The 12,054-nt window shown below is 36.9% G+C and carries 13 protein-coding genes; all 13 read left to right on the top strand.

The window, feature by feature from the left end; genetic code table 11:
- The first annotated feature begins 68 nt into the window (after nucleotides 1–68).
- The 13 genes from corA to essB all read left to right on the top strand — a co-directional run bounded on the left by corA (nucleotide 69) and on the right by essB (nucleotide 12,046).
- Nucleotides 69–1,034 (top strand): magnesium/cobalt transporter CorA, encoded by a 966-nt coding sequence (corA, locus tag ACO1DI_RS18025; protein WP_013055095.1) that lies wholly within the window; start codon nucleotides 69–71, stop codon nucleotides 1,032–1,034.
- A 154-nt stretch (nucleotides 1,035–1,188) separates the two neighbouring features.
- A complete protein-coding gene (gene dcuS / locus ACO1DI_RS18020) occupies nucleotides 1,189–2,775 on the top strand; it encodes a DcuS/MalK family sensor histidine kinase (protein ID WP_140451872.1) in 1,587 nt (528 codons plus the stop codon).
- Nucleotides 2,768–3,493 carry a response regulator gene (locus tag ACO1DI_RS18015; protein ID WP_014461880.1) on the top strand — a complete coding sequence of 242 codons (726 nt, stop codon included), beginning with the start codon at nucleotides 2,768–2,770 and terminating at the stop codon, nucleotides 3,491–3,493. The genes dcuS and ACO1DI_RS18015 overlap by 8 nt, the downstream gene beginning before the upstream one ends.
- Nucleotides 3,494–3,634: 141 nt before the next feature.
- The gene (locus ACO1DI_RS18010) at nucleotides 3,635–4,294 is read left to right on the top strand and encodes a cobalamin B12-binding domain-containing protein (RefSeq protein WP_014461879.1); all 660 of its coding nucleotides are present in this window, start codon (nucleotides 3,635–3,637) and stop codon (nucleotides 4,292–4,294) included.
- Entirely contained in the window at nucleotides 4,281–5,033 is a 753-nt protein-coding gene (locus tag ACO1DI_RS18005; protein ID WP_014461878.1) for an STAS domain-containing protein, read from the top strand. The genes ACO1DI_RS18010 and ACO1DI_RS18005 overlap by 14 nt, the downstream gene beginning before the upstream one ends.
- Nucleotides 5,034–5,326: 293 nt before the next feature.
- Nucleotides 5,327–6,421, top strand: coding sequence for an ATP-binding protein (locus tag ACO1DI_RS18000; RefSeq protein ID WP_423145514.1), 1,095 nt, complete (start codon nucleotides 5,327–5,329; stop codon nucleotides 6,419–6,421).
- 364 nt (nucleotides 6,422–6,785) lie between these two features.
- Nucleotides 6,786–7,991, top strand: coding sequence for a DEAD/DEAH box helicase (locus ACO1DI_RS17995; protein ID WP_182421563.1), 1,206 nt, complete (start codon nucleotides 6,786–6,788; stop codon nucleotides 7,989–7,991).
- 252 nt (nucleotides 7,992–8,243) lie between these two features.
- Entirely contained in the window at nucleotides 8,244–8,561 is a 318-nt protein-coding gene (locus ACO1DI_RS17990) for a hypothetical protein (protein WP_013055102.1), read from the top strand.
- A 109-nt stretch (nucleotides 8,562–8,670) separates the two neighbouring features.
- Entirely contained in the window at nucleotides 8,671–9,270 is a 600-nt protein-coding gene (locus tag ACO1DI_RS17985) for a WXG100 family type VII secretion target (RefSeq protein WP_182421562.1), read from the top strand.
- A 61-nt stretch (nucleotides 9,271–9,331) separates the two neighbouring features.
- Entirely contained in the window at nucleotides 9,332–9,724 is a 393-nt protein-coding gene (locus ACO1DI_RS17980) for an SseB family protein (RefSeq protein ID WP_014461874.1), read from the top strand.
- A gap of 376 nt (nucleotides 9,725–10,100) precedes the next feature.
- Nucleotides 10,101–10,394 carry a WXG100 family type VII secretion target gene (locus ACO1DI_RS17975; RefSeq protein ID WP_013055105.1) on the top strand — a complete coding sequence of 98 codons (294 nt, stop codon included), beginning with the start codon at nucleotides 10,101–10,103 and terminating at the stop codon, nucleotides 10,392–10,394.
- Between the two features lie 93 nt (nucleotides 10,395–10,487).
- Complete coding sequence (locus ACO1DI_RS17970) at nucleotides 10,488–10,727, top strand: EsaB/YukD family protein (protein ID WP_013055106.1); 240 nt, start codon at nucleotides 10,488–10,490, stop codon at nucleotides 10,725–10,727.
- A 14-nt stretch (nucleotides 10,728–10,741) separates the two neighbouring features.
- Nucleotides 10,742–12,046, top strand: a complete 1,305-nt coding sequence (gene essB, locus ACO1DI_RS17965) for a type VII secretion protein EssB (RefSeq protein WP_182421561.1) — start codon at nucleotides 10,742–10,744, stop codon at nucleotides 12,044–12,046.
- Nucleotides 12,047–12,054 lie beyond the last annotated feature (8 nt).

Genomic DNA, 12,054 nt, shown 5'->3' with positions numbered 1-12,054 from the left:
AAAAGTTTAACAAAATGGTAAAAAGGGTATGTGCAGAGAATAGTATCAAAAAAGACAGAGGTTATCTTATGATTAAAATTGTAGCTAAAACCAAAGAAGGAGCTATTAAAGAAATAGAAATGAATGAGATTCGTTCAAGCCATGACTTTCAATGGTATTGGGTTGATTTTTACAATCCCACCGAGGAAGAAAAAAAGCAGCTTGAACAATTTAATTTTCATCCTTTAGCAGTTGAGGACTGTTTGAATCAAGGTCAGCGGGCTAAATTTGAGTTGTATGATGAGCATTATTTTTTAGTCTATTATGCACTTCATAAAGAAGAGCTTGAGCACTTAGAAGTATCTGCGTTTGTAGGAGATAACTTTTTAGTCACTTATCATATGGATAAGCTAACGAGCGTGGCTAGGGTGTGGGAGCTTATCAAAAAAGATCCTGAGGCTACCGAAGATGGAACATGGGATATCATGTATGAACTCTTAGATCATACCGTTGACGAATACTTCCCTGTGCTTTATAAATTTGAAGATCACATAGACGACATTGAAGACAATGCAAAAGACGAACCTATGGATGAATTAATGAGGCAGCTTTATGACATCCGAAGTGATTTGTCACGAATGCGCCGCATTTTAAACCCCATGAGAGATTTAATGTATCGTATTATGTCAACGAATGCGTTAAAAGCAAAAGAGCAGGTTCGCTATTTTAATGATATTTATGACCACCTATTAAATATGATTGAAATTATGCAAGCAAGCAGGGATTTGTCAAATGATATTCGAGAAAGCTTTATGTCCATTAACTCGGATCGTATGAATTCAATCATGTTTACGCTAACGCTTATGTCAGCTATTTTCTTACCGTTGACGTTTATTGCTGGTCTCTATGGCATGAACTTTTCATATATGCCGGAACTGACGGGGAAATATAATTATTTTATTGTACTTGGCATTATGATTGGGCTTGTAGGCGTAATGGTCTTTGCCTTTTATAAAATGGGATGGTTCAAATATCGAAAAGGACCTAAACTATAAAGTAGATTGTTAACCTTCCTGTATAAATGTTAATCAACTCAGTAAAAATGAAATTAAATAAGCGAAGATCTTATCTGACTCTAGATAAGATCTTTTTCTTGTGCTATAAACAAGAAAAGCAGGGAAGCGAGGGAAGAATGTGAAACACGGAAGAATGGGGCTGCGAAGCATCACGGTGCTGCTTGTATGCATGGTGGTGATTCTATCGCTATTGTTAACGGATTTATTAGTTAGCAGTTCAATTGGAAAAAATATTCGAGATCAACAGGCTGAAAAAGCTCGGACTATTGCTACGATTATTTCAGAATCAACGAACGTGAAAGAAGGACTAGAGACAAAAACACCTCAGTCAATTCAAGAATTTACTAAACGAATTCGTGAAAAATCAAGCGTCTTGTTTATCGTTGTTATGGATATGAATGGAATTCGCCAATCTCACCCAGATCCTAAAAAGATAGGAAAGAGGTTTGCCGGAGGCGATGAGCAAAAATCATTGCACGGGAAATCTTATGTATCTGTATCAAAAGGAACGCTTGATAAATCTCTGCGCGCTTTTGCACCTATTTATAATGAAAAAAATCAACAAATTGGTGCAGTAGCTGTGGGGATTTCTTTAAATAATGTAAATGAAGCAATTAGAGATGGGCATCGTCGAATTGTTTTAGGTTCATTAATTGGTTTACTTGTAGGCGTTCTTGGTGCTATTTTATTAGCGAATTACATAAAGAAAATTTTATTTGGCTTGGAACCTTCTGAAATTGCTAAAATTCTAGAAGAGAGAAGCACCATGCTGCAGTCGGTTCGTGAAGGAGTGATAGCTGTTGATAAAGAAGGTAATATTACACTTGCTAATCGTTCTGCACGCCGCTTATTTGTTAAAGCGGGATTAGCATCAGAGCCAATCGGTTTGTCTATTCGAGAATATATGCCCACCTCCAGGTTGGACGACGTTTTGTCTACGGGGGAATCTCATTACGATGAAGAGCAAGTCATAAATGGAGTAGCCATTGTGGTTAATAGGGTACCGCTAGTGGTAAACGAAGAGATTGTAGGGGCACTTTCTACGTTTCGGGATAAAACAGAAGTTAATATCTTAGCAGAACAGCTAACAGGTGTTAAAATGTATGTGGAAGCGCTTCGAGCACAATCGCATGAATTTATGAATAAACTTCATGTGATTTTAGGAATGGTGCAGATGAATTATTATGATGAGCTAAAAACGTATATTCATCAGCTTGTTAATCACCGTGTCGATGAATCTAGTTCAGTGACTAAATCTATTAAAGATCATGCGTTGGCAGGTTTTCTGATGGGCAAAATGAGTTATGCTAGAGAAGAAAGCGTAGAATTGACTTTTTCCGCTGATGAAGTTATTCCAGAACCTTCAGATCCACATGTTACTCATCATCTCATTACCATTATTGGAAATTTAATTGATAATGCAATTGATTCAGTTTGTCATCAAGCCTCTAAAAAAGTGTCTGTTATGCTTGTGTATAAAAACAATAAACTTACAATTCAAGTCACGGATACAGGCTGCGGCATTCCTTCCGATACAATGAATCAGATTTTCAAGAAAGGCTTTTCTACAAAAGGAACGAGCAGAGGGTTTGGGCTGCATTTAGTGAAGCAAACGATTGATGAACTAGGTGGCCAAATCGTCATTGACTCATTTATAAATAGCGGTACCACATTCTATATTGATATTCCGTACGAAACAAGGAGAGATCAAGTTGATTAAAGTATTAATTGTTGAAGATGACCCCATGGTTGCTCAGTTTAATCAAAAGTACATTGAAGAGATAGAGGGGTTTACAGTGGTCGCTGTTGCTCATTCGGGTCATGAAGCCTTGGTGAAGATAAATGAACATCAAGTTGATTTAGTGCTGCTTGATATCTTTATGCCTGGGCAAAATGGTTTGAGAGTTTTACAAGAGATTCGAACAAAACAAGAGGAAATAGATGTCATTTTTATCACCGCTGCTTCGGATGCCCAAACGATTCAACAAGCTTTACGCTACGGAGCGATTGATTATTTGATTAAGCCTTTTACATTTGAACGCTTTTATCAAGCACTTTCGGCTTACAAACAAACATTTCGTACGTTAAAACAGCAACCTCAGCTTAATCAACAGGAATTAGACGGGCTGCTGTCTAATAAAAAAATAAAAGAAGCTCCGGTAGAGCCGTTGCCTAAGGGTTTAACGACAGGAACATTAGAAGTTATCATAGAAGCCATTGAGCATCTTAAAGATCACCCTTTTTCGACCGATGATGTAGCTGAAAAAACGGGGATTTCAAGAGTGTCTATTCGGAAATATTTAAAATTTCTAACAGATATAGGTCTTCTTGGAGAAAGAATGACTTACGGCACAATAGGACGTCCTGTGTATGCGTACTTATACAATGAACAAAACCGTCACTTGCTGCATCACTACCTCGTTGATTTTGAAAAATAAAGAGATTGACCTGTCAGAGACGTCCGGTGTTATTTTGTTGGTGTGAGAATATTTTACTGTAGAGTGCCGGTGAGTTAAGTGGTATGGTTGATAATAACAAAGAAAAAAAACAAGTCGTTTGACTGAAAAAGAGGTGGTTTCTTGATTGGAAGCATAGAACGCTTGACTGAATTACTGTTATCAGGGAATCAAGATGAAGCTTGGAATATTGTTTGGAAAAAAAGACAGCAGGGTTTCGATACATTTTATATTTTTCAGCAATTCATTTCAGTGTCAATGGCTCAAATCGGTATGATGTGGGAAGAAGATGAAATTTCAGTGGCTGATGAACATTTAGCTACTACTACCTGTGACTATGTTTTGTCACGCTATCAATTGTGTATAAGACAAGAAGTTATTAAACATGAAAAAAAAGGTCTGTTTTTGTGTATAGAAAATGAACAGCATTTTTTAGGTTTAAAAATGATTTCCATTCTCTTTGAAGAGCACGGCTGGCAGACGAAACTTTTAGGAGCAGATTCTCCGCTTTTACATGCGACGCACGCTGTTGAACAATGGAAACCTGATTTAGTAGGAATCTCGTTCAGTTTAACTCATCATATAGAAAAAGCAAACGAATATATAGAAGGATTACAAAAGACAAAACATCAGCCGCTTATTTTAGTTGGAGGCCGAGTAGTTTCAAACTATAAGTTTCCTCTTGTTCAAACGAATCAAGTTCGATTTATTGCACAGTTAGAGGAGTTGAAAGAGTTTTTTCATTATCAATCAATTAGGGGGATTAAGGTTGTCGACTATTAAATATGCTCCGCTTCCTGTTTTTATTATGGATGAGGAAATGAATATTCTAGCGCAATCTGATGAAGCAGCCGCTTTATTCGGAGAAGTTCAACATTTTTTAGAAATTGTTGACGAAGATAGTCAGAACAAAGCTAGAAAACGATTAGGGCAGAAGAAAAAAATAAAAACAGAATTAGTCATGCATTCGCGCAAAGCTAAGATGTCTCTTTATACTGTGAATTGCAAATGGGAGCAAGATAAGGCGCATGTAATATGTGTAGAGGAAGATTCCCAAATTAAAATTCTTTCAGAAAAAATCGAACAACACACAGCGCGTTTATCTGAAACGGACTTAGAACTCCTGCTGCAAAAAGAACGATTAGAAAAGGCCATGAACCGAGTTATAGAACTTTCAGGACCGTTTATTCATTTATCAAATAACATGGTACTTATCCCTCTGTTTGGAGATTTATTTGAAGAAGTCATCATGAAAAATGAACATCGGTTGCTCAAACAGATAGATGAAGAAACCGTTGATCGAGTTATTATTGACTTTAATGGAATCGGTCAAATTGATGAACGAGGTGTTGCCGCGCTAGAACATTTAATATGGGAATTTCAGCTAATGGGCGTACAGATTTATCTAACAGGTGTGACACCCGATCATAGCCAATGGCTTCACCAGTATCATTTTCAAGCAAATGTAAAATCTATTAGTAACTTAGGTCAGGCCATTCATCAATTTTTTACAACGGCATGAAATAGCTACGAAAAGTCAACAATTCATATAAAGGCAATAAGACAGGGAATCAATACTGATAAACAGGTGATTAAAATTTGGTGAAACACGCGCGTAAAGTAGCTTTAAGAATTTCGATTGTATATATCATTATTGGCGCTGTATGGATCTTGATATCTGACAATATATCTAGAACATTAGCGCAAGGTTGTTTTGAAGTATATATTTTTTTTCAACAGTACAAAGGTTGGTTTTTTATTTTAGCTACGGGGATTATTTTGTATGGGTTGGTATATAGGAGAGCTTATAAACTAGTGAAGTCCCAGCAGGAGCTCATAGCGAAAGAACACGAACTTCAAACGAGCAATCAGCACTATCAGTCTTTATTTAAACATAACCCCGATGGCGTTTTTGAAATAAGCAAAACAGGGGAAGTTCTTCTTGCTAACCCGGAAGGTGAAGCAATCGTTGGATACTCCAGTGAAGAATTGCAAAAGATGAAACCTTCAGCTCTTATTGCAGCTGAAGAATTTGATATGTGTAAAGAGTATTTTAAAGAAGTACTGAATGGAAAAGGTGCTAAGTTCGAAATGAATGTCATCAATAAAAAACAAGAAAGGCGGTTGCTTAGGTGTTCTTTGCTTCCCATCGTCGTTCATAAGCAGGTGGTAGGCGTATTTATGATTGCACGTGATATCACTACATACCGCCAAGATGAAGAGCTCATGATAACCTCGGAAAAAATGTCGGTTATTGGACAAATGGCAGGTGCCGTCGCACATGAAATTAGGAACCCGCTTACTTCTTTAAAAGGCTTTGTACAAGTTATGCAAGCCTCTAAGGAAACAAATGACACTTATTTAGACATTATGATGTCTGAAATCGACCGCATCAACTTAATCTCCAGTGAAATGCTCATTCTTGGAAAAAAGCAGCATGTATCTTTTGAAAAGACCAATTTATGTGAGATTTTAAAACAAGTTATTACGCTAATGGAAGCGCAGGCCAATTTAAATAATGTTTCTATTTTATTGAAAGAAACAGCAAAAAGGCCTATTTATGTTTCGGCTGATGCAAATCAGTTGAAACAAGTATTCATCAATGTGATCAAAAATGGTGTAGAAGCTATTATGGAGAAAGGTCATATTACAATAACAGTTGAAGAAAAAGATACGCGAGCATTGATTCACTTTGAAGACAATGGAATCGGAATGAGTCAAGAGAGGATTGAACAAGTAGGAACGCCGTTTTATTCTACAAAAGAAGCTGGCACTGGCTTAGGGCTGGCCGTGTGTTACAAAATCATGGAGCGTCATCAAGGTACCATGCATTTTAAAAGCGGTAAAGGAAAAGGGACAACGGTTACTATTGATATGCCAATTATAGAACGAAACAGCCGCCTCTCGTAGTTCAGAGAGGCGGCTGTTTTCTTGAAAAAGAGGAAGTAAGCAGCTGAGCCCTTTGCGTCTGGATCCATATAGGACATAAAAACTCCTTCTTATACAAGTTTTCGTCCATAATAAAGAGGATCATATTGTTTTCTATAGAAGCAATAGTGTATCATAGTTGAAGCTATGTATATTGATGTAGGAAAGTTAAGGAAACAACCGATTTTTCTACTGACGGATTGACAGGGTCCCTTGGGATAAGAAAGGTTTATTTATAAATAGAAATTAAGGTCAGTATTAACGCACATGGCCACTGGTACATTCGTTTAATTGAAATGAAAAAATCGTTTATAATATCGAGAAAAGCATGGAAAAGGAGATAGATATGAGTCAGTTTATAGAGACTTTACAGCCTTTTTTACAAGAGGCGTGGAAAAAAGCAGGGTTCAATGAGCCTACTGCCATTCAAACGAAAGCTATTTCAGAGATTTTAGCTAATAAAGATGTAATAGGAGAATCCCCAACGGGAACAGGAAAGACGCTGGCATATTTGTTGCCTGTCTTACACCGTATTCAGCCGGGGCCATCTCATATTCAAGCGGTTATCTTAGCATCTTCCCATGAATTGGTTATGCAAATTCATGGTGAAATTCAAACTTGGTCACAGGGAAGCGGCATTTCAAGCGCAGCGTTTATCGGCGGAGCGAATATGAAACGTCAATTGGAAAAACTAAAAAAACGTCCTAATATCATTGTTGGTACTCCAGGACGCTTGAACGAATTAATTAAAATGAAGAAATTAAAAATGCACGAAGTCAAAACAATTGTGATTGATGAAGCGGATCAATTATTTGTGCCTGAACATGTTCAAACGGTTCAACAGATTGTGAAAATGGCGTTAAGTGATCGTCAAATTCTAGTCTTCTCAGCTACCGTATCAGAACGTACCAAATCGTTAGCAAAAGACATGATGAACCATCCTCTTGAAATAGAAGTAGGAAGAGATGAACTCCCAGCTTCTAAGGTAGAGCATGTATACATTAAAAGTGAAGCCAGAGATAAAGTGGACGTGCTTAGAAAACTAGTTCGCCAAGAACAAATGAAAGCTTTAGCCTTTTTTAAAGGGATTGATACTCTCATCGAGTTTGAAGAAAAATTAACATTTAAGCGTGTAGAAGCCGGCTCTTTACACAGTGAAACGAAAAAAGAAGATCGTGCTACGACGATTAAAGGGTTTCGAAAAGGAGATTTCCCTATCTTATTAGCAACGGATGTCGCAGCTAGAGGATTAGACATCAAGGGACTGACGCATGTGATTCACATCGATGTTCCTCAAGATGCGGATCAATATGTACATCGCTCAGGTAGAACAGGCAGATCGGGAGCAGAAGGTACAGTTATTTCTCTTGTGACTGAACGAGAAGAACGAAATTTAAAACAAATCGCACGTGAACTTCAACTTTCATTAGCGAAAAAAGAACTTTATATGGGTGAAATCGTGGATGAAGGAACAAAAGAGCAGTCTCGTACAGCTAAAAAACCTTCAAAAAAGCCATTTAACAAGAAAAAGAAACAAAAAGGTCGAATGTAAACTAGGTATTCTGCCTTTTTATAACAGCAGTGTCACAACCTAAAAAGCAACGTCTACTGCTTTATTACAGCAGCCTGGCGTTGTTTATTTTCTCTATTTTCCCTGTATAAATAAGTAAAAAAAGAGAAATGTAGATATTTTTTCCTAGGTATGAAAATAGTTTGAATGATGGATTTTGTTTTTTGTAACCTTATTTTAACATTACTTTAAGAGACTTCTAATAAAAGAGGAAGAAGGACGTGGGGACATTTTATGGATGCAATTGATGATCTCTTTGACGACATAGAGCGAAGAAGAAAAAGTAAAGAATATAGTCGAGATGCAGATCAATTAGAATCATATTTACATGAAGTTCAACGTATCATGGAATTTCTTGAAGAGGGTATCTATCTGTTTCAAAATTCGCACCAACAATATGCGTCAGATTGGTCAGGGCGTTCTAAGAGCTCATATGAGGATATTTATAATGATATTACGCAATCTACTTTTCATCTGTACGACGTAAGGGATGAATTGTTTCAAACTTTACGCTTAGAAATTTCACGATTAAGAGAGTTAGCATCGGCGTAATAAATAACATTATCGACTCACTCCTTTAGAAAGTGAGTCTTTCCGTATAGGCTTAAAAAATGTTTGGATGATGACTGAAGGCTTACAAGAGATAGGGGGACGGACATACATGGAGATAAAAGTAAATCCAGAGGTGCTGCAGGCATTTGCAGAGCGAATTCAGCAGTCTCATTCACAGACGGCTGATGCACTTCAAAAACTAAGCTGGGAAGCTACAAATCTACATTTCTTGTCTGTTGCAGATATTGATAAAGTGCTGGACTTACAGGAAGAGTTACAGCATATGATTCGCAAACTTGATTCGCTAACGGAAAACGCACATTTATTAGTAAGAGACACTGCAGAACAAATGAGAAAAGCAGATGGAGAGCTAGAAGGCTCTTCAGGCTGGACGGAGTTTTGGTCGAGCGTATGGAGCGATGGGAGCACCCATTCACAAGATACGTGGAATAACATAAAGAACTTAAAAGAATGGAATACGTATGACAATATGCATAGAACGATTGAAAAACCTTTAGGTACTCTTAATGTTATGTGGAATTCGCTTTCTATGTCTTGGGAAGAAAAAGTAGTGAATGGTTCTACATGCAGTCGAACGGAATTTTTTACTTATGGCGTTATTCAAATGGGGTTGGGCATTTTAAGTCAGGAAATGAATCCTTCAAACATTATGTTTAGTGACAGCACAGAGGAAGTGAAGAGAGAATGAATGAAGTATATGATGGCGCTGGAAGTGAAATGGTACAGTTCCTTACAGGGTTGTCTCGGCGATGAAATATACATTTAACTTATTAGAAAAATCGTTAATTGAAGCAATGAAAGATAATAAGAAAATTGCTCAATTTTATAAAACTTTAATGAATAGCAATTTATGGCTAGTTGTTAGTTCAGAGCATGGAGCATCAGATATATTAATTGCAGAGCACTACGTCCAGACGATGAACAGCGCAGCGTACCGATATTTACCTGTGTTTTCGTCAAAATATCCTATCGAACAGATGCTAAAAGATGAAAAGACCGTATGCGTATCATTTAAGGACATGCTGCCTGTATTAAATGAAGAAATAGCGATATTACTTAATCCTGACACGCCTCTCTCAAAATTATTCATCCCCGAAGAAATAAGGATGTTAAAAGAAGATCAAAATTATTTTAAGCAGTAGCCAAAGCACTAACAAGCGCATGTGCTTTTTCCAAGCATGTCTGAATCTTAAATAAATAGAAGATGTATGTAAAGAGGCAGGGGTCTTAAATAGGCTGCTGCTTTTTTATTACTAGTAAATAGTTCTATAGATAATGAATAAAAATGTAATTTAATAGTCTTATAGTTTTTATTTTCCTTTAAATAGGTACCTATAGATCAGATGTAAAAGGTTTGGATGAGAACAAAATCTTGGTTATGCAGGTTTTATTTGCATTTTTTAGGGGTATTTGTAGATACATATTCTCATTTTTGGAGGCTTTTGCAAGTAACCTTTGACCTTATCACTAGAGTTTCTTACAATAATAGTAAATATATAAACCGAAGGAGAGATATGTATGTCAGGAATTATTCGCGTAACACCAGCAGAGCTTCGCGACATGGCAGGTCGATATACTAATGAAAGCGGTCAAGTTCAAGAATTAGTAAGCCGTCTTGATACAATGAAAAATCAACTTCAAGACATGTGGGAAGGTGCTTCGAGCGAAGCGTTTGCTGCTCAATACGAAGAATTAAAGCCTTCTTTCGTTGAAATGTCTAACCTACTTACAAAGATTGCTAAGCAATTAGATGACTCTGCAAATGTTCTTGAAGATACAGATAACCAAATCGCTAGCCAAATCCGCGGTTAACTTCATCTAATAATCTAAGTGAAGTAATAAAAGGAGCGCCCTATTCTCAAAAGATGAAGGCGCTTTTTCTATGTTTTGAGGTGATGAAACCCTATGTATATAGAAGTAACAGTAGACTTAAAGCACTATACAGGTGATCGGTTCGATTTGCGACTTTCAAACTATCATTCACTCAAAAAAGTAGTCGAGATCGTTTGGCAAGCTAAAAAGATTACTCAATCACCAAAGGACGGTGCGTGGATACGTGTTTCAAATAAAAATCTTATTTTCTCGGGAAATGAGACGATGATTAACTGCGGAATTACCACAGGTGATTGTATCGAAATTCTCTAAAGGAGTCTATTAGAATGTCAGAGAAGAAACCGACTTACTTAGAAGAACAGCTCGAAGCTGTAATGACACGTCATAATAATGAATATACATTTGTTTTTCAAAAAGAAAAAATTCGACTTAATCGTTCTGTTGAAATTGAAATGTTAAAGGATGTAAACACGACTTTTCAAAAAGAAATCATGATGAGCGATGATGAACTTAAAATAGCAATTAAGCCTACCTCTGAATTTCAACCTTTTACAGCATTAAGAGGAAAAGAAGAACAGCAAAAGTGGCTGTTTGCAGATCAGCTTATCAAACAGGTAAAGCAGCATTCTTTTTCAAGACTGCATTTGTTGATTTGTCCAGAAAATATCATTTTTGATAAAAGTTTAAGTCCTGCTTTTTTACATTATGGAGTGAAAGAAAGTTTACCTCCTTATGAGCCTAACGAGGAACAAAGCTTTCAAGAGTTAAAAGCTACGATAGCAGCGGCCGTTGACTCATCGCATACATTTGAACAATATTTTAAGTTGTATGAGACCTTGCAATTAAAAGAAGACGCTAAAAAAATAATGCATATCAGCAATGAGGAAGAGTTGAGTCAATTTGTTCAGCATAAGCTAACCCAAATTGAAAAGCATCAAAAGACACTCGTTCAACTTCCTCAAAAACGCTGGACCATTTTTAAGTTTTCATCTGTGGGTATACTTGTTTTATTAATTCCAGCTCTTATTTATACGTTTTACTCTTACTTTTTTGCGCAGCCGAAACAAGAAGCATTTGTAGAAAGTAACGAATACTTTCTTGAAAAAAACTACAGCAAAGTGGTCGACAAACTTGAAGATTATGACATTGAAAGCATGCCTAAAATTGTGCAATACGAAATAGCAACCTCCTATCTTGTTAATGAAAAGTTAGGAGAGGAGCAAAAGGCAAATGCTTTAAAGGCTATTACGCTTCAGTCAGATCCTCAGTACTTTGCCTATTGGTTTTACATTGGCCGAGGAGACAACAAAAAAGCTTTAGAAGTGAGCAGGTTGTTAGAAGAACGTTCGTTAATTATCTATGCATTAATGAAATACGAAGGTCAGCTAAAGACAGACAACGATTTAGCGGCTGATAAAAAGCAAGAAGAGCTTGATAAAGTAGCAAACGAACTTGAAGAATTCAAGAAAGAAAATGACCAGCAAGAAGCGGAAGCAGCCAAGCAGCAAGAAGAGAAACAGGCTGAGGAAGAACAGGCGGCCAAGCAGCAGGAAGAAGAACAGAAAGCTGCAGAAGCTGAGAAAAAGAAACAAGAAGAGCAGAAAAAACAGCAGGAAGATCAATCGAAGTAGGGAGGTAG

The organism is Priestia sp. 40 (assembly GCF_049368575.1).
Taxonomy (GTDB): domain Bacteria; phylum Bacillota; class Bacilli; order Bacillales; family Bacillaceae_H; genus Priestia; species Priestia zanthoxyli.
Note: the sequence above shows the minus strand (reverse complement) of the source record. Positions and strands in the feature narration are given on the sequence as shown.